The 18,479-nt window shown below is 69.2% G+C and carries 14 protein-coding genes; 8 read left to right on the top strand and 6 right to left on the bottom strand.

What is annotated here, in order from left to right:
• Positions 1-92: 92 nt before the first annotated feature.
• From OG943_RS05960 to OG943_RS05950, 3 genes are all read left to right on the top strand, one after another.
• Positions 93-1,304 (top strand): sensor histidine kinase, encoded by a 1,212-nt coding sequence (locus tag OG943_RS05960; protein ID WP_328608668.1) that lies wholly within the window; start codon positions 93-95, stop codon positions 1,302-1,304.
• Entirely contained in the window at positions 1,295-1,930 is a 636-nt protein-coding gene (locus OG943_RS05955; protein WP_328608667.1) for a response regulator transcription factor, read from the top strand. The genes OG943_RS05960 and OG943_RS05955 overlap by 10 nt, the downstream gene beginning before the upstream one ends.
• A 647-nt stretch (positions 1,931-2,577) precedes the next feature.
• Positions 2,578-3,861, top strand: a complete 1,284-nt coding sequence (locus OG943_RS05950) for an IS4 family transposase (RefSeq protein ID WP_328612011.1) — start codon at positions 2,578-2,580, stop codon at positions 3,859-3,861.
• 158 nt (positions 3,862-4,019) lie between these two features.
• Here OG943_RS05950 and OG943_RS05945 read toward each other — a convergent pair whose 3' ends face one another.
• The 4 genes from OG943_RS05945 to OG943_RS05930 all read right to left on the bottom strand — a co-directional run bounded on the left by OG943_RS05945 (position 4,020) and on the right by OG943_RS05930 (position 8,258).
• Positions 4,020-4,970, bottom strand: a complete 951-nt coding sequence (locus OG943_RS05945) for a DUF222 domain-containing protein (RefSeq protein WP_328608666.1) — start codon at positions 4,968-4,970, stop codon at positions 4,020-4,022.
• A 60-nt stretch (positions 4,971-5,030) separates the two neighbouring features.
• Positions 5,031-6,221 (bottom strand): DUF4185 domain-containing protein, encoded by a 1,191-nt coding sequence (locus OG943_RS05940; RefSeq protein ID WP_328608665.1) that lies wholly within the window; start codon positions 6,219-6,221, stop codon positions 5,031-5,033.
• A gap of 18 nt (positions 6,222-6,239) precedes the next feature.
• Positions 6,240-7,727: an arabinofuranosidase catalytic domain-containing protein gene (locus OG943_RS05935; RefSeq protein ID WP_328608664.1), complete on the bottom strand. Its 1,488-nt coding sequence runs from the start codon at positions 7,725-7,727 to the stop codon at positions 6,240-6,242.
• 114 nt (positions 7,728-7,841) lie between these two features.
• The gene (locus OG943_RS05930) at positions 7,842-8,258 is read right to left on the bottom strand and encodes a hypothetical protein (protein ID WP_328608663.1); all 417 of its coding nucleotides are present in this window, start codon (positions 8,256-8,258) and stop codon (positions 7,842-7,844) included.
• Positions 8,259-8,574: 316 nt separating this feature from the next.
• Between OG943_RS05930 and OG943_RS05925 the strand changes: the two genes are divergently transcribed.
• Positions 8,575-11,358 (top strand): ricin-type beta-trefoil lectin domain protein, encoded by a 2,784-nt coding sequence (locus tag OG943_RS05925; protein ID WP_328608662.1) that lies wholly within the window; start codon positions 8,575-8,577, stop codon positions 11,356-11,358.
• A gap of 51 nt (positions 11,359-11,409) precedes the next feature.
• Here the strand turns inward: OG943_RS05925 and OG943_RS05920 are convergent, their stop codons facing one another.
• Complete coding sequence (locus tag OG943_RS05920; RefSeq protein WP_328608661.1) at positions 11,410-12,528, bottom strand: SGNH/GDSL hydrolase family protein; 1,119 nt, start codon at positions 12,526-12,528, stop codon at positions 11,410-11,412.
• A gap of 98 nt (positions 12,529-12,626) precedes the next feature.
• On the opposite strand from OG943_RS05920, the gene OG943_RS05915 reads away from it, so the two are divergent.
• Complete coding sequence (locus tag OG943_RS05915) at positions 12,627-13,475, top strand: M55 family metallopeptidase (RefSeq protein ID WP_328608660.1); 849 nt, start codon at positions 12,627-12,629, stop codon at positions 13,473-13,475.
• A gap of 130 nt (positions 13,476-13,605) precedes the next feature.
• A complete protein-coding gene (locus OG943_RS05910; protein ID WP_328608659.1) occupies positions 13,606-14,769 on the top strand; it encodes an SGNH/GDSL hydrolase family protein in 1,164 nt (387 codons plus the stop codon).
• Positions 14,770-14,921: 152 nt separating this feature from the next.
• Here OG943_RS05910 and OG943_RS05905 read toward each other — a convergent pair whose 3' ends face one another.
• Positions 14,922-17,531 (bottom strand): hypothetical protein, encoded by a 2,610-nt coding sequence (locus OG943_RS05905; RefSeq protein ID WP_328608658.1) that lies wholly within the window; start codon positions 17,529-17,531, stop codon positions 14,922-14,924.
• 374 nt (positions 17,532-17,905) lie between these two features.
• Here OG943_RS05905 and OG943_RS05900 point away from each other — a divergent pair, with 374 nt between their 5' ends.
• Together OG943_RS05900 and OG943_RS05895 are read left to right on the top strand one after the other, a co-directional pair.
• A complete protein-coding gene (locus OG943_RS05900; RefSeq protein WP_328608657.1) occupies positions 17,906-18,241 on the top strand; it encodes a hypothetical protein in 336 nt (111 codons plus the stop codon).
• Positions 18,238-18,432: a hypothetical protein gene (locus OG943_RS05895; protein ID WP_328608656.1), complete on the top strand. Its 195-nt coding sequence runs from the start codon at positions 18,238-18,240 to the stop codon at positions 18,430-18,432. The genes OG943_RS05900 and OG943_RS05895 overlap by 4 nt, the downstream gene beginning before the upstream one ends.
• Positions 18,433-18,479 lie beyond the last annotated feature (47 nt).

The following is an 18,479-nucleotide window of genomic DNA, read 5'->3' as shown; positions in this document are numbered from 1 at the left end:
CGAACGGGGGTGTAGCCGGCTACACCCCGGCGGGGGTGCCCGGTAGAGTCCGGCCCCGTCACCGCACGTCAAGCGGGTACCCGGGGAGCCAGATGAGAACTGCGATCAGGCGCAGCGCGGACGCGACCAGGGTGCTGGCCGGCGGCCTGCGGACCGCCCTGCCCGCGATGCTCGGCCTCGCCTTCGCGCCGCTGCTGATCCTGGCCACCGTGGTCTTCCCCGACGCGCTGGCGCCGGTGCGGCGGCTGGCCGAAGCCGAGCGGAGGCGGGTCGCGCCGCTGCTGGGCCACGACGTGCCCCGGCCGTACCGGAAGCCCGAGGGCGGTCACTGGCGGCGGGTCCGGGCCGCCGTGGCCGACCCGGCAGCCTGGCGCGACCTGGCGTGGCTGGCCGGGCACGGCATCGGCGGCGTCTTCGCCGGCCTGACTGCCGTCGGGCTGTGGCTCGCGGTCCCCTACAGCCTCACCATGCCGCTGTGGTGGCAGCTGCTGCCGCCGGGCACGGTCACCGCGTTCATCCGGGTGGAGACCTGGCCGGAGGCGCTGACGTGGCCGTTCCTCCAGGCCGTGGTCTACGCCGCCGCGGTGTGGTGGCTCGTGCCGCCGGCCGCGCGCGGCCAGGCCCGGTTCGCCGGGGCGCTGCTGCGGCCGACCGAGCGGGTGCTGCTGGAGCAGCAGGTCGAACGGCTGACCGAGACCCGGACCGAGGCGCTGGAGTCGCACGGCGCGGAGCTGCGCCGCATCGAACGCGACCTGCACGACGGCGTCCAGGCCCAGCTGGTGTCCGTGGCGGTGCGGCTCGGGCTCGCCGAACGCGCGCTGCGGGCCGAGCCCACCGCCGCGTTGTCGCTGTTGCAGGACGCGCGCACCGGGATCGAGGACTCGCTCGGGCACCTGCGGGGCGTCATCCGCGGCATCTACCCGCCGATCCTCGCCGACCGGGGGCTGGGCGGCGCCGTGCACGCGCTCGCGGGCGGGCAGCGGATCCCGGTGTCGGTGTCCATTCCGGACGATCTGCCGCGCCCGCCGGCGCCGGTGGAGGCCGCGGCGTACTTCGTCGTCGCCGAGTCGCTGACGAACGTGACCAAGCACAGCACCGCCGGGCACGCCGAGGTGACCGTGGACGGCGACGGGGCGCACCTGCGCATCGTCGTGCGCGACGACGGCCAGGGCGGCGCGGACCCGGTTTCGGGCTCGGGCCTGCTCGGCATCCGGCGCCGCGTCGCCGCGCTGGACGGCAGCGCGAGCATCACCAGCCCGGCCGACGGGGGAACCACGATCGAGGTGCGGCTGCCATGCGGATAGTGATCGCCGAGGACAACACGTTGCTGCGCGAGGGAATCGTGCTCCTGGTCAAGAGCGCCGGGCACGAGGTCGTCGGCGTGGCCGGCAGCGGGCCGGAGATCGTGCCCGCGCTGCTGGCGCACCGCCCCGACATCGCCGTGCTGGACGTCCGGATGCCCCCGACCTTCCGCGACGAGGGCCTGCGCGCCGCCGTCGAGGCCCGCAAGCAGCTGCCCGGGCTGCCGGTGCTGGTGCTCTCGCAGTACGTCGAGCAGGCCTACGCCACCGAACTGCTCGCGACCGGCGCCAACGGGACCGGCTACCTGCTCAAGGACCGGATCGGCCGAGTCGAGGAGTTCCTGGACGCGCTCGAGCGCGTGGCCGCGGGCGGCACCGCGCTCGACCCGGAAGTCGTCACCCAGCTGATGAACCGCCACGACCCGCTGGACTCCCTGACCGCGCGCGAACGCGAGGTGCTGCATCTGATGGCGCAGGGCCACGAAAACCTCGCCATCGCCGAGCGCCTCGTCGTGACCGAACGCGCGGTGACCAAGCACATCGGCAACATCTTCCGCAAACTCGGCCTTCCGGCCGGGGACAGCGGACACCGGCGGGTACTGGCTGTGCTGGCGTATGTGAATTCCTGAGCCGGTGGCGGGACGCGCAGGCCGCCGTCCGGATTGTCGTCTCCCCGCTTGCCCGTCATGCACCGAACGCCACATTGAGGTTTTCCCAGTAGGGGTGGGTGTTGTCGCGGAATGAGGCGTGGGGCCGCCGGTAGGACTGGATTTGCGAAGACCGAGTCCTGGAGTCCAGGGGCCCCGCGTGATTTCCTGGGGTGCCACGCTTGATGTGGCGCGCGAGTGAGCCCTGTTCGTCGCCGACGACTATGTGCCGGGATCAGGCGGCTGCTTCGTGCCCGGTCCCGGTGTCACCTGCGGCGTCCCTGACTCGGCTTTCGTGCAGTGGCGGCGGGTTTGTCGCGTACACCCGGCCGGTCGGTGTGGTGATCGTGCCTTCACCGCCGGGCGCTGTGGTGTAGGTCCAGTCGGGTTCGTCTTTGAGGCGGTGGTGTCGCCGACAGCGCGGGCCGAGGTTGTCTTCGGCGGTGTGGCCGCCTTGCGCGAAGTCTCGGGTGTGGTCGATATCGCTGTACTGCGACGGGCGATGACATCCCCAATACCACTAAGTTAAGGGTGTCTGCGCAGTGGAAATGATTTGGCAACACGCCTGGAAATTGCTTTCCTTGGGTATCGGGATTGGGTAGTATTGAGTGGTGAGTCGAACTGGGCATGTGAAATTGCTGGGAAACGGTGGAGCGGGCGTTCGGTTGACGGACCGGATTTCACTGGGGGTCTTGTCTGATGTGGTGCCGAGAGATTTCATTGAAGACGTGCTGAATAGAACTGGGCGTCGCGAGCAGCGATCTCGACTGCTGCCAGCCCATGTGATGGTTCGTTTCTGCATGGCGATGTGCTTGTTCTTCGATGATGACTACGAGGAAGTGATGCGTAAACTCGTGGGATCTTTGAAGGATATGAGATCGTGGTCGGATTCGTGGCATGTTCCTTCGACCTCGGCGATCACTCAGGCTCGGCAGCGTTTGGGCGCCGAGCCGTTGCGGGAGTTGTTCGAGGATATAGCGGTTCCCGTGGCGGGCCCGGGCACGAAAGGCGCATGGCTGAGATCGTGGCGGTTGATGTCGGTTGACGGGTGCACGTTGAATATTCCGGACACCGCGGCCAACGTCGCCGAGTTTAATCGATCCAACAACGGTCCGAATGCGAGTGCCTACCCGATCGTGCGAGTCGTCGGGCTTGGCGAATGCGGCTCACATGTCCTCGTCGATGCCGCGCTTGGCGGTGCGCCTGTCGGAGAGACGACCCTGGCCAAGGAGCTGACCCGCTCGTTCGAGGCAGACATGCTCATCACCGCCGACCGCAGCTTCTACAGCTTCCCTGCCTGGCAGGAGACGCTCGAGACCGGCGCCGATGCCCTGTGGCGGGTGAAGTCGAATCTTCTGCTGCCGGTCGCGCGTGTCCTGCCGGACGGTTCCTACCTCTCGGCCGTGTTCCCGCCGAAATTACGCAACTACCACAAGGAGGAAATCCTCACACGGATCCGAGACGGTGCCATGCCGCACACGACTCAGGCCATGGTGGTGCGTGTCGTCGAATACGAGATTCCCGACCGTGAGCGAACCGAGGAACATGACACCATTCGCCTGATCACCTCAATACTCGACCCTGAAGACATACCCGCTATCGAGTTAGCTACTGCTTATAGTGAGCGTTGGGAGTACGAAAGCCTACTTGATGAGGTCAAGACTCATCAACGCGGGCCAGGGCGAGTGCTGAGGTCTCAATCGCCGGATATGGTCAGGCAAGAAATATGGGCGTTGCTGCTGACTCACTACAGCATACGGGCGCTCATGTGCCGGGCTGCCGACGAAGCCGATGTCGATCCCGACCGATTGTCGTTCATGCGCACTCTCCGCGTCATCCGCCGCCAGGTCACAAGTCAGGCGGCTTTTTCCCCCTCAAAAACTGAAAAAGGCACGCGCGGAGACGACGACTGAAATTCTTGAACGTCGCCACCTGCCGCGGCGACACCGAACAAACCCACGCGCCCTCAGGAGACTCAGATACAACCGCTACAGAGTCAAAAAGTCCACCGACCGCAGCATTCGACACGCCGGCCCGCCGACCATTACCCTACAGCCTCCAGCGGCTTAACTTAGTGGTATTGATGACATCCCGGGTGCTGGCACACCCGGTCCCGCACCTGGACGAGGTCGGCGAGGGCGGCTGGTGGCCGGTAGCGGGTGCGGCCGACGCTGAGGACCTGCCCGGTGTCGGGTTCGGTGATGATCCGCCGCCACACCGAGTTCGAGTCCGCCGCGAGCGCCCGCGCCAGCCACGCCGGAACCGTGCCACAACCCGACAACTCGGCGGGATCCTCGTTCAACCCGGCCAGCGTCAAAAGGTCCACATACAAGTAGACAACGGGCTTGATGCCGCTGTCACCCGGCGCCCGGTTCAGCAGCCGATCGACCAGGACATCCGCACGCAGTTGATCCAAAGTCCGGACCTCACCGCCGCGACGCAGCCTCCGCGCCCCCTGATCGAGAGAGGTGTAGATCGCCGACGCTTGTTCCACGGGCAGATCACACAGCAACGTGGACATCGTCTCGTCCTGATGCACCAAGCAGATGTTACGGTCGCGCCGACGCGCCCGGGATCTTCGCCCATATCCCTCGGCATCCACCTTCTGCACCACCCGATTCACCGCCGCCCGCAACGACGACGGATTCTTCCCCGCCAACCGGGCCGCCACAATCGCATCGACCCGACCGGCCATCTCATCAGAGAGAGCTATCGTCGGCTCGAAAACCATCCGCGCCTTGAAAGCATCGATCTCCCCACGACGAAACGCCGCGAACGTCTCCGGCAACCGGGTCGTCAGCGCCTGCGCCAACGCAATATCAGCACCGGCGCGGCGTTCTGTCACCGACAACTCCAACGCCAACTCGGCCGCCACGGACCGGGCAGACCCACCTGCTGCCGCAAACAATGCGACATCAGCAGCCTGCTCGGCCTCCAGCCGCGCCACTCGGACAGCCCGTTCATGAATCCGAGACAACACATCGCCAGCGTCATGTAAAGAAGAATCCCCATAATTGCTCACTCTTCAATTTTACCGACGCCACCCATCAAAAACGTCACCAAATCGAGTGAACAAAACATCTCACTGCCAATGGATACGCGCGGTGTAGATAACGTTCGAGTCGGTCCACGTGACCAGAATGCTGGCCCCAGACGGGTCGTACTCCGGATGTGGCGCGATGGCGTAGCGCAGGCCGCAGCTACCACTCGGGCAGGAGGACGCGATCGTGACCGGAGTGGTCCACGGGCCTTCGAGCGCAGGCGCGGTCGACACCATGATGTCGCTGTAGCCGACATTGGCGCCGGCGACGTACATCCACGTGTTGTAGTAATTGCTCCAGAACGCGTTGGACTGGCCCAGTTCACCCTTCGGGAAGATCGCCAGCGCGTCGGACAGCACCACCGTGCCGAGAGCGCCGCTGAGGCTGAACCGCCGCGGAGTCCACGACTGCGAGGACTGATCCCAGTATTCGTAGGCGGACACGTCGGTCGCGGCCGCCGCGGTGGCCCGGGCCAGGTACACGTTGTTGTCGAACGGGGCCGGGCCGTGCCCGTAGACGTAGGCCTTTCCGTCGAGCGGGTTGTAGGTGACCCCGTTGTCGCCCCACCACGGTTCGGTCGGGCCCCACATCGTGTCGCTCGCCCGGGTCGCGATCGGGCCGTAGGGGCCGATGGCGACCGTCGCGACGCCGGCGCCGACGATGCCCTGCCCGTTCGCGCCCCGGTCGTTCTTCAGGTACCAGACGAGCCCTTGGCCGGGCGCGTACTCGATGACGTTGGTGCCGCCCATGCCGTAACGGCCCAGGCCGCCGTTGGCGTTCTCCGCGTCGTTGAGCGGGATCCACTCGGTCGGCCCGGACGAGTCGGCCCGGTCGTACACCCGCAGCGGATTCGACGAGTCACCGAGCCCGACGCTGTCGGAGGCCACCAGCGCGTAGCCGCCGTTGCCGTCCGGGAGCAGGGTGTCGCCGAAGGTCCACACGGACTGGCCGTTCACGACGCCGGAGAAGCCGAGGTCACGGGCGACCTCCGTGCCGTAGTCCTGCCGCCCCAGGTATTCCACGCTCGCGGGCTTCGCCGGCAGGACGCCGGGGCCGGTCGTCTGCCCGGGAACCGGGTAGACGAATCCACCCGGGTCCGCGGGTGAGACGCCGGGCGCCGGGCGCGGTGCCGCCGGGCTCTGCGCGGAGGCAACGCCGAGGGGGCCGGCCACGCCGGCGACGGCGGCCCCCGCGGCCAGGGCCACGAAACGGCGCCGGGGAATCTGGTCCATGGGCTCATTCCTCCGGCGTCAGGAACCGCTGTGCAGGGTGAACTTCTGGTTGGCACCGCCGGTGCAGCCCCAGATCTCGAGCTGCGTGCCGTTGGCCGAGTTGCCGCCCGGATCGTCGAGGCACAAACCGGACCGCGGGTTGAGCAGCGAGCCGTCCGGCTGCTGCTGCCACACCTGGTTGCCGCCTCCGTTGCAGTCCCACAGTTCGAGCAGCGCGCCGGCGGTCGTGCTGTCGCCGCTGATGTCGAGGCAGCGGCCGACGGTGGTCAGCGAACCGTTCGGCTGGTGCGTCCAATACTGGTCTTCCGCGTAGCTCTGGCAGTTCCACAGCTGGACGGCTGTTCCGTTGCCGCCCGTGTCGTCTCCGGCCACGTCGACGCACTGGCCGTCCGGACCGGTGACGTTCCCCTGCGGACCGTTGGGGACGTTGGTCTCACCGGTGTAGCCGACCGAGGCGATGTTGGCCGCCACCGCGTTCTGGGTGGCGTCGCTCGGGAAGCCGGCGACCATCACGCCCTCGAAGAAGGTGCCCATGTTCCAGTTGCTGTTGTCGCCGCCGATGCCCAGGATGATGCCGCCCTCCTGCTGCATCGGCTGATAACCGCCCCGGTTCGGCAACGCTCCGTCCCACCAGGTCGACAGCCCACCGGACTGGGAGTCGCCGCCCTGCAGCGAGTAGGTGGTCTGGCCGTCGTTCCTGAGCATGGCGGTGACGTAACTGCTGTTGTTGCCGGTGTTCGCGGTGTTGGAGCCGTCGGCGCCCTGGAACATGCCGTTCTCCATGTCGGCCTCGACCCAGGGACCGGAGCCGCTGCACGGCTCGAAGTAACAGGTGGTCGCGATACTGACCGCGTCCATGTGCCCGTTGCCGTTGTCGGCGGGGCTGCTCTCCGCGTTGCCGTAGTCGAAGCAGCAGTTGCTGCCGACATGGGTGCCGCTGGCGACCATGTACGCGCCTTCGGGCGCGCCGTTGGTCGCGACGCCCTTCGCCACGCCGTTGTACCGGTAGCCGACGCCGGGTGAGGTCCAGACGCCGTACACCTTGGTGCCGCCGGCCGTGACCGCCAGCTCGCTCGCGTCGGCGCCACGGTCCGCCGCATTGTTCGCCGTGCCGCCCGGCGCCGGGGTGAGGTCGCTGTGGTTCGGGGTCTGGTCGTAGATCTTGGTGATCTGGCACGGGGTGGCGGCGCAGAACGAATCCTGTGCCGCCGCGTCGGCATAACCGCCGGCGGACAGCGGGCCGATGTCCTGGGCGGCCCCGTCCGAGGCCCGCGTGACCTGATAGAGCGGCCCGTCGTAGGAGGCGAACACCGCCCTCGTCGTGCTGTGGGCCGCCACGCACGGCGTGCCGGCCGCCGCGTAGATGTCGCAGGGCAGCGACGAATCGGCCGGAGCCGCGGCGGCGGCCGGGCCCATCGCGCTGACGGACAGGGCGGCGCAGAGCACGGCCGCGCCGAGTACGGACAGGTACTTTCGTGCAGCAACACGACCCGAATGCACAGTCACGCCGACCCTCTCCCTCGTTGGCTCACCCAGCCGGAAACGCACGCGCCCAGGATTCAGCGCGGCGAAATCGTCGAATAAACAGCTCGAATTATTTCGATTCCCACCGTCGCCTGATCAGGAAATCTGCACAAGATAGAGGTCGGCTTCGCCGGCGCCCTCGCCCCCGGCCACATTCACCAGATGACCACCGGCGGTCAACGGCGTCGGCTGCGTCCGATTGGTGGTGCCGGCCGGGCCGCCGACGGAGCCGAGCCCCACTTCGTCCACCAGCGTGTCGTAGTACACGATGCCCTTGGTCACGTCGTACTCGATGGCATAGCTGCCCGCGACCGGCGCGCTGGCCTCGAAATATCCGCTGGCGACGACATGGCCGATCAGCTGCCGGAACAACGGTTTCGCGGCGGGCGAGCTGTGCACCCCCATCACCGGGGCCGCACCCGCGGTACCGGTGGACGCGCCCAGTGCCACCGACACCGCGACGCCGCAGATAATCGCGAAAGCAGTTTTTCTGCCCCATTTTTGCGCATTCATAGAGAAACCCTCCGAATTACCCAGCCATGACAGCGAGCGCGTCCGGAGTCGCGCCGTGGGGTCAGGAAGAAAATGTCGCCGGCCGTTCCGAGACGATGACGGTCAGTGTGATCTCGGGCCGGTATTCGTGTCAAGCACCCATAACCCGGCGATGGTAAGCAAATCGGCAGCGGCGGCTTTTGATCTTGGCGGCCGGGCACCCGCCTCGGCCGCGCCGCTCGGCATGTTTGTCCATGTTTGACCTGTGGGGAATCTTGACCGTGAAACACACACAACTGCACACTGTTCACCATCCCGGAGTGGAGGTGGGCCGACGGTGTCCCGAGCACACAGACTTGCCCCGTTGTGGATCATGGCGCTGCTCGCCGGCGTGCTGTCGTCGACCGCCGCACCCGTGCAGGCCGATCCGGCGAAGCCCGCCGCGACCGAGACGTCCGTGACCGTGGACGGCGGCCAAGGCGGGCGGACGTTCGACGGCATCGGCGCGATCAGCGGCGGTGGCGGCAACTCCCGGCTGCTGACGGACTATCCGGCCGCCCAGCAGGCGCAGATCCTCGACTACCTGTTCAAGCCGCACTACGGCGCGAACCTGCAGATCCTCAAGACGGAGATCGGCGGTGACGCCAACTCCACGGACGGCTCCGAGCCGTCGGTCGAGCACGTCAAGGGCCAGGTCAACTGCAATGTCGGGTACGGGTTCTGGCTGATGAAGCAGGCAAAGGACCGCAACCCGGACCTCAAGCTCGCCGCGCTGGCCTGGACGGCGCCGGGCTGGATCAACGGCGGGTTCTGGTCGGCCGACACCATCGACTACCTGATCACGTGGCTGGGATGCGCCAAGCAGAACGGGCTGACCATCGACTACCTCGGCGGGTGGAACGAGCGCGGGCACGACGTGAACTGGTACATCCAGCTGCGCTCGGCGCTGAACAGCGCCGGGTACTCCGGGGTGCAGATCGTCGGTGACGACAGCGGCTGGGGCGTCGCGGACGACATGGCGGCCAACCCGGCGTTCAACGACGCCGTGTCCGTCATCGGCGCGCACTACCCCTGCGAGGGCGGCGACGGCGGCAACGCGAACAGCTGCTCCAGCACCGATGCCGCGAAGAACAACGGCAAACCGTTGTGGGCGAGCGAAAACGGCTCGATCGACATGGACGCCGGCGCGCCGGCGCTGATCCGCTCGATCACCCGCGGGTACGTCGACGCCGACATGACCGCGTACCTGAACTGGCCGCTGCTCGCGGCGCTCTACCCCAATCTCCCTTATGCGACAGTGGGTCTGTCCACGGCGAACTCGCCGTGGTCCGGGCACTACAGCATCGGCGAGAACACCTGGGCGACCGCGCAGGTCACCCAGTTCGCCCAGCCGGGCTGGAAGTTCATCGACGCCGGCTCCGGCCACCTCGGCGGCGCCGAGTCCAACGGCAGCTACGTGACGCTGAAGTCGCCGAACGGCACGGACTACTCGACCGTGCTGGAGACCACGACGGCCACGGCGGCGCAGACCGCGAACTTCACCGTCACGGGCGGCCTGTCCACCGGCCCGGTGCACGTGTGGGCCACGAACGTGAACCACCCCAGCGCGTCGACGGACTTCATCCACACGCAGGACATCACGCCGAGCAACGGGTCGTACTCGCTGACCATGCAGCCGGGCTACGCCTACACCGTCACCACGACGACCGGACAGGGCAAGGGCACCGCCACCGCACCCGCGGACCACGCGCTCGCCCTGCCCTACAGCGACAACTTCGACAACGACGCCACCGGCACCGAGGCGAAGTACCTCTCCGACATGCAGGGCTCGTACGAGGTGCGGCCGTGCGCGGACGGGCGGTCCGGCCAGTGCGTCCAGCAGGTCACCCCGGTGAAGCCGATCGAGTGGCAGGAAGACTCGGACGCGTTCACGCTGGCCGGCGATCCGACCTGGTCCGACTACACGGTGAGCACGGACGTCGACCTCCAGCAGGCCGGCACCGCGGAACTGCTCGGACGGGCCAACACCCAGTCCCGGCCGCAGGGCCATCAGGCGGCCTACGAGCTGAGGGTCGGCGACACCGGGTCCTGGTCCATCAACAAGAACACCAGCGCGGGCAATCTCGGCACGCTCCTCTCCGGCACCCACGCGGCGCCGGGGCTGAACAGCTGGCACACCCTCTCGCTTGGCTTCTCCGGTGACGAGATCACGGCCAAGCTCGACGGCGCCACGCTCGGCACCGTCCACGACAACTCCTATCCCACCGGCCAGGTCGGCGTCGGCGTGGTCGGCTACCAGACCGACCAGTTCGACAACCTGTCGGTGACGCCGAACGCCGCGGGCTCCGTCAGCGGCTTCCTCAAGGACCAGAACTCCGGGCTGTGCGCGGACGTCCCGGCGCTGAGCCAGGCCAACGGCACCGTCGTCGAACTGTGGGACTGCAACGGCGGCGCCAACCAGGGCTGGACGTCCACCCCGGCCAAGCAGCTGATGGTCTACGGCACCAAGTGCCTGGACACCGCCGGCGGCGCCACCGCCGACGGCACCCCGGTGGAGATCGAGGACTGCTCCGGCAGCGGAAGCCAGCAGTGGACGGTCAAGCCCGACGGCTCGGTCGTCAACGTCGCCTCCGGCACGTGCCTGGACGCGACCGGCCAGTCGTACGCCAACGGCACACCATTGGAGCTGTGGACCTGCACCGGCGGCGCCAACCAGAACTGGGCCCGGCGGAACGCGGCGGGCCCGCTCAGGGGACAGGGTTCGGGCCGGTGCGTGGACGTGCCCGCGGCCAGCCGCGACGACGGCGCCCAGCCCGCGCTGTGGGACTGCTTCGGCTCCGACAACCAGACCTGGACGTCCAACGGCGCCAACCAGTTGACGGTTTATGACAGCAAATGCCTCGACCTCATCGGCGGGACGACCACGGACGGCACCGGCGTGGAGATCGAAGGCTGCGACAACAGCGCCACCCAGCAGTGGCGGGTCCACGGGGACGGAACGGTCGTCAACGTCGCGTCCGGCACCTGCCTGGACGCCAAGGACGCGGGAACGGCCGACAGCACACCGTTGCAGATCTGGACCTGCTCGGGCGACGGCAACCAGAAGTGGGCCCGCGGCTGATCCCCTCTTGAGAGAGCCCCGCGGCACCGGGTCCGCCCGGTGCCGCGGTCGTCATGACTGGCCGAAACCCTGGCCCGTAAGCACTTTCGCGAACCGCGCGCCCATCCGCAGGTACGCGGGCGCGCTCGGGTGAATGCCGTCGTGGAGGTCTTCGGGCTCGCCGAGCAGCTCGCGGCCGTCGACGTAGGTGAGCGCCTCGCCCTCGGCCACACGCGCGGCGACCAGCTCCGCCAGCAGCTCCCGGACGATCCGCAGGTTCAGCGCACCGTGTTCGAGGTCGAGGCGGGTGCCGAGCGTCCTAGTCACGCCGCCGTCGTACACCACCGGGCCGCCGAGCTCCTCCATGACCGGGGAGATGATCGGCGAAAGGACGATGACGGGCGTGTCCGGGTGCGTCTCGCGGATCGTGTCGAGGAAACCGTGCACCGCGGGCAGGAAGGTGCGCACGCGCATGGTGGCCTGCTCGGCGATGTTCGCGCCGATCTTCAGGCTGATCACGTCGGCGGACTGGTCGCGGATGGCCCGCGCGACGAACGGGTCCAGCATGGCGTTGCCGGCGAAGCCGAGGTTCACGTGGTCGAGCCCGGTCGCGCGCGCGGCCGCCGCGGGCCAGGTGTCGCTGGGCCCTTCGGCCTCGATGCAGTGGCTGATCGACGAGCCGTAGTGGATCCAGCGCGGCGCGGTCGACGGCGGCGGCTCGATCAGCGGGGCGTCGGCGCGGACGGAGTGCACGTCGCAGAGCGCGGTGTGCGGCAGCCAGATCTCGACGTCCTTCTCCCGCGCCGCCAGGCCCGCGAACCGGATGACCTGCCGGGCATCGTCGTCGCTGCCCGAAGCGGGGGCCTCGAGCCCGATCACCGCGCCGCCCTCTGCCGGGACCCGCGCGACCCGGTCGCCATCGACGAACAGGTCGAATACGGCGGGCAGCGTGCCGACGCCCGGCACCGCGGCGCGGGTCAGGACGGTCGCCAGCTCCAGCGTGGTCGCCGCCGTGCGCAGGCGGAGCCTGATCCCGGCCGTCGCGGCCGCGACCAGCGCGAAGAACGGCGTCGGGGCCTGGCGCAGCGCCGCGGCCGGGAGTCGGCTGGGCCGGACGCCGCCGTCGACGGGCAGCACCTCGGCGGCGCCCTCGATCCGGACCAGCGGGGAGGGCAGCGGCGTCTCGATCATCGGCGGCTCCTTTCGCGGCCTTAAAACCTAGTACGACTAGGTTTACACCTGATCGGGCCGCCGCGCACGCGTGGGTAGGCTCCGGCCAGGACGAGCGAGTGGGGGCCAACGCCGTGGACGTGCTGATTTCGGTGGACCTGGAGGGCGTCGCGGGGATCGCCACGCGTCAGCAGATCGGGCCGGGCGGCCGGGACTACCCGGCGGCGCGCGAGCTGATGACCGGCGAGGCCAACGCCGCGGTGGCCGGCGCGTTCGAGGGCGGCGCGACCTCCGTGGTGGTCAACGACAGCCACGGGCCGTCGGACAACCTGCTCGGCGAGCAGCTCGACCGGCGCGCCGACTACGTGATCGGCGAGCCCACACCGCTCGGCATGATGCAGGAGGTGCCGTCCGGCCGTGGCGTGGTGCTTTTCGTGGGCTACCACGCCGGAGCCGCGGACCCCACCGGCGTGCTCGCGCACACCTTCAGCGGCAGCGGGTTCGCCGACGTCCGACTGGGCGGGATGCCCATCGGCGAAGCCGAGCTGAACGCGCTGATCGCCGCGGAACACGGCGTGCCGGTCGGGCTGGTCACCGGCGACGACGTGGTCTGCGCGCACGCGGAGCGCGTCTTCCCCGGCGTGGTGACCGTTCCGGTGAAGACCGCGCTCGGCCGCACCGCCGCGCGCAGCCGTCATCCGGCGGTCGCCCGCGAAGCCATCACCGCCGGGGCCGAGCGCGCCGTCCGGAACGCGCTCTCCGGTGCCGTCCGGCCACTGTCCATTCCGGACGAACTGCTCGTCGAGGCCGAACTGCGCCCCAACGGCGCGGCCGACCTGGCCGCCCGGGTGCCAGGCACCGAGCGGATCGACGGGCGCACGGTCCGGTTCGCCGCCGCCGGCCCGCGGCAGGCGCTGGACGTGCTCGAGGTCTGGGCCGCCCTCGCCGCGCATTACCCCCATCGCTGACACCACTCGAAAATAAGTCTTTCCTCTCGGACCGGAGAACAGTAATACTGTATTTCTCCGACAGAAAAGGCGATTACCAGTGATGACAAAGAAGACATTGCTGTGCGCGATGGCGGTTATTCTGGGAATAATGAGCAGCACAAATACCGCCGCCGCGGCGGATCATCCGAACGGCCCGTGGATTTCTTCCTGGTCCCCGAGCATGACGATCGGCGGGCCGAATTTCACCGACCAGACCCTGCGGATGGTCGCCCATCCGAGCACCGGCGGCGCGGGCCTACGCCTGCACCTGTCGAATCTGCGCGGCACCACCCCCCTCGCCGTCGGCGCGGTGAGCGTGGCCCTGCAGGCGGACCGGGCGACGGCCGTCGCGGGGTCGCAGCGGGTGGTCACGTTTTCGCACGCGCGGTCGCTGACGATCCCGGCCGGCCGGGAGATGGTCAGCGACCCGGTGCCGATCCCGGTGCGCGCCGAGCAGAACGTGCTGGTGAGCGTCTACCTGCCGCAGGCCACCAGCTCGGCGACCTGGCACTCGGACGCGTTCGACGTCTCCTACCTCTCGAAGCCCGGCGACCACACCGCCGACGCCGAGGACGGGAACTACGTCACCGCAACGACTTCCTGGTACTACCTGTCCGGGCTCGACGTGGTCTCCCCCGCTGCCCGCGGCACCGTGGTCGCGTTCGGCGACTCCATCACCGACGGCTACAACACCCCGACAAGCGCGTACCGCCGCTGGTCCGACGACCTGGCTCGCCGGCTCGCCGGGCCGCGCCCGACCGCCGTGGTCGACGCCGGGCTCGGCGGCAACCGGGTGCTCACCGACGTGCCGAACATCTGGCAGGGTGTCAGCGCGCTCAAGCGGTTCGGCCACGACGCGCTGGCCCAGCCCGGCGTCCGCACGGTGATCCTGATGGAGGGCATCAACGACATCGGCAACAACGCCGGCCCCGATGGCGCGCCGCTCACCACCCAGGACCTGATCAACGGCTACCGCGCGCTGATCGGCCAGGCGCACCGGGCCGGCGTGCGGATCATCGGCGGCACCATGCTGCCGGACAAGGGCGCCGGCTACTACAGCGCGCCCGCCGAGGCGATCCGCCAGGCGGCGAACGCCTGGATCCGCACCGGCGGCGAGTTCGACGGCGTCGTGGACTTCGACAAGGCGGTGCAAGACCCCTCCGATCCGGCCGCGCTGCGGGCCGGCTTCGACTCGGGTGACCACCTCCACCCGAACGAAGCCGGCATGCAGGCCATGGCCGACGCGATCGACCTGCGGCTCCTGAACCCCTAGCCCGAGGTTCTCCGTCGCCGTCAAGGACTCCTTACCTACCTCCAAGGTAGGTAAGGAGTCCTTGACGGACCTGCGTGCCCTGAAGGCCACCTTCAGGGACCTACATGCCCTCAAGGTGGCCTTCAGGGCGTTCCTTCGCCCGCCGGCACGGATCACTGAGCGACGCGGAACCCGTCCACCAGGAAATAGCTTCCGCCCGCTTTCGAAACGGTCAGCGTGTGCCGCCCGGCGGCGAGCCCGGTCACCGAATAAACGGGGACCTGGCTCTGCCGCTGGGCGGTGTTCGCGCTGACCTTTCCTTTCGCGGCGCCGTCGAGAGTGACCGCGATATCCCCCTCGTCGGAATTCGTTTCGGTGAGGAAACTGATCCCGGTGCCGGTGAAGGTGATGGACGCGGAGTCCCCGTCCTGCCGGCTGTAGTGCACGCCGTTCTCCAGGTCACCGTCGTTACGCGACCCGCTGGAGGACCAGGTGCCGAGGTAGGAGATCCGGAGGTCGTCGTCGTCGATCACCGGGCCCGGCGGGGTGCCCGGCCCGGCGGCGTCGATGATCGCCTGCGCCGCCGCGGGCCAGCGCCCGTCGGGGACCACTGTGGACTGTTCGAGGGTGATGTCGGTGCCGTTGTTCTGGTACTGGGCGGTGTCGGAGTAGTTGCCGTAGATGTGGTCGTCGTGGATGGTCGGCGTCCACAGGTGCAGCCACGGGGAGCCGTTGCTCATCCGCACCACGTTGCCGTGCGTGTCCCACAGCGAGCTGCCCTCGTCGTGGTAGATCTCGTTGCAGCCGTTGACGCACTCGCCCAGCACGTTGCCGGTGAAGTCCGAGCCGGACGACTGGCCGCCGAGGGTGTAGACCGGGCCGCCGTCGTTCAGCACGCCCATCACGCTGTGCACGTGGTTGGCGGTCACATGGTTGCCGCCGGTGTAGGTGCTGCCGTGCTTGCACGGGTCGGGCAGGCCCTGTTTCGCCTGCAGCGCGCAGCTCGACGCCCAGCCCCAGCCCCAGCCGATCGAGACGCCGGAGTACGGCGTGTAGCCGATGTCGTTGTGCGCCAGCGTGGTCCCGCGGCTGGTGCCCACCCAGACGCCGACCGCGTCCTGGTACTCCTGGCCCGGGTGCTGCACCACATTGCCGGACACGGTGTTGCCGCTGGTCATCAGCGCGGGCTGGGTCTGGTAGTAGTCGTCGACCTCGCCGACGGCGACCCCGCCGCCCGAGGTGTCGGTGACGGAGCTGCCCGACAGCGTCGAGTCCTGCGTCTGGTCGGCGAAGTCGACGCCCGCGGTCCCGGTGTGCCGCACGGTGACGCCGGTGAACCCGATCCGCGCGCCCCGGTGCACCTGCACGGCGGCCGGGATGCGGATCGGCGCGTGGGTCGCCGGGTCCCACAGCACCCCGGCCTGGTTGTCGACGTAACCCGCGGTGCTCGGCGCGTTCCACGCGGTGTAAGCGAAGGTCAAGCCGCTGAAGGAGATGTCGTGCACGGGCGCGATCACGTCCGGGATGACGGTGAAGCCGTCGATCAGCAGGTAGTCACCACTCGTCTTCACCACGCGCACGGTGTGTTTGCCCTTCGGCAGCCCGGTGACCGAAACAACGGCCTGCTGCGCGAGCCGCTCGGCGCTCTTGGCCGACGCCGTGGAGACCTTGGCGCCGTCCACGTAGACGTCCATGTCGCCCTCGTCGGAGTTGGCCTCGGTGAGGACCTGGAGGCCGGTGCCGGTGAAGGTGTATGAGACGGCGTCGCCGTTCTGCTGCGTGTAGTGGACGTCGCCGCCCAGGTCGCCGGTGGGCCGTCCAGAGGAGTAGCTCCAGCTGCCGGTGTAGGTGGCGCGCCAGTCCGAGTCGTTCAGCGGCGCGAGGTGCCCGGGCGTGCCGGCGAGGTCGAGCAGTTCCGGCGCGACGGGCAGTTCGACGTCGGCCTTCGCCAGGTCTTCACCGGGGCGCGGCACGTAGTAGAGGTAGCCGGCGGCGCTGTCGAGGTAGAACTGCCCCGGGGTGCCGAGCAGCTGGTAGGCGTTTTCGAGCCAGGTGACGCGGTCGAGCGTCGGCAGGCCCGCGCCGTTGAACGGGAAGCCCGGGTTCGGGACCGAGCTGTGGTTGTTGCTCCAGCAGCCGGGGTCGACGGTCAGCGCGGAGCCGCCGGAGGCGCCGGGGGTGATCGAGGCCAGCGGGCAGCGCAGCTGCTTCCACGCGTTGTTCGCGACGACCTCGACCTGGCTCGCGTTCGTCCACGAGGTGTACGACGGGTCGGCGGTGCCGAACCCGGTGGCCGTCACCGAGAACCCGGCCGGGTCCTGGGCCGAGCGGGCCCGCTGCGCGCGGACGCCGTCGACGAACAGGTTCCGGCTCACGGTCCCCTTCGGCACCGGCGCGCGGTAGATGTTCTTGGCCGCGTCCGTCTTCTGGAAGCCGGTCACCGGGATCGCGCCGCTGAGGACCGGGGCCTGCCCGGGCGCGGCACGGTAGACCACCTGGTGGCCGGGGGTGCCGGAGTCCTGCACGCCCAGCCGTAACGGCGCGGTCAGCCGGTAGGTGCCGCCGCGCAGCTCGACCACGACGTCACCCGCCGCGTGCGGAAGCAGCCCGCGGACGCGGTCGCGCGCGGTGGGCAGGTCGCACGGGGCGGCGGCGCTGCAAGACGAGCCGTGGCCGGACGGGGCGGCGTAGAGGAGGTCGGGCGCCCGCCCCGGGGCGGTGCCGACGGCAGCGATAGTGGCTGCGGCGGTGACCAGGTGCGCGGCAACGGTGACGATTCGCATCAGGCTCTCCGGCGGGTCAGCGGATAGACATCAGATGAATATAGTCACACCGGGCCGATTCGCGGATACCTCCGGCGGGCCGAATCCTCGTCGTTCCCGGTTTACCCCAGGGCTTTCCGGACAATACGGGACAGGATCCGGGGCTACACCAGCCCACCTACTCTCAGTAGAGTTCCTACCTTTGCCGTTGGCCCGTTCGGGAACCACCCGGCTGGCCCAGCCGCCGGGCCGCCGCGGCGCCTACTCTGGAACACCGCCCCGGACCTCGGCGACCGAAACGTGTCCCCGAGCAGAGCGGAGCGAGCAGATGCCAGCGGAAGAGAGTCCGCGCACTCCGCACCGGCCCGGTCTTCGGGTGAACCGGAAGCCGGATCATGGCTGAGGCCAAGGACTCCGGGCAGCCGGGCGCCCTCGCCTCCGGGGAACGCACCTGGCCCACCCGCCACGGCGGCGGTTACCCGCCGGGCTGGCAGGTCAGCTATCGCTGCCGCACGCACCGGGGCACCCGTGACGCCGCGAACGTCCCGGCGCCGGACTGGCGGGAGCAGGACGGGACCGTCGCGGGCCGCAGCCTCCGAGACGAGCACACCGGCACCACCTGGGTGCCCGTCCGGCCGCACGAGTCCGCCCCGGACGCCCCCGCCGACCTGGTGCGCGCCACCGACATCCTCGACGCCCACCCGCCGGGCACCCCGCGGAGCCTGCGGTGAAGCCGGCCCGGCACGCGGCGAAGTGGCCGCCGCCCAAGCCGGCCTCGCTGCCCGACCCGTTCGGCCTGACCCCGGAGCAGCGCCAACGCTGTGCCCGGACGGTCGCGTCGAGGTCCACCGACGCGGACGACTGCGCCCTGCTGCTCGACGTCCTCGGCCTCGACGCGGCGGACGGCCTCGCCGGCGGCTGACCGCCGTTCCCGCCCGCTCCGTCCTCAAAGGACCGGGCGGGGCCGTG

Origin of the sequence: Amycolatopsis sp. NBC_00345, assembly GCF_036116635.1 — a bacterium.
In the GTDB taxonomy this organism is placed as follows: Bacteria; Actinomycetota; Actinomycetes; order Mycobacteriales; family Pseudonocardiaceae; genus Amycolatopsis.
Note: the sequence above shows the minus strand (reverse complement) of the source record. Positions and strands in the feature narration are given on the sequence as shown.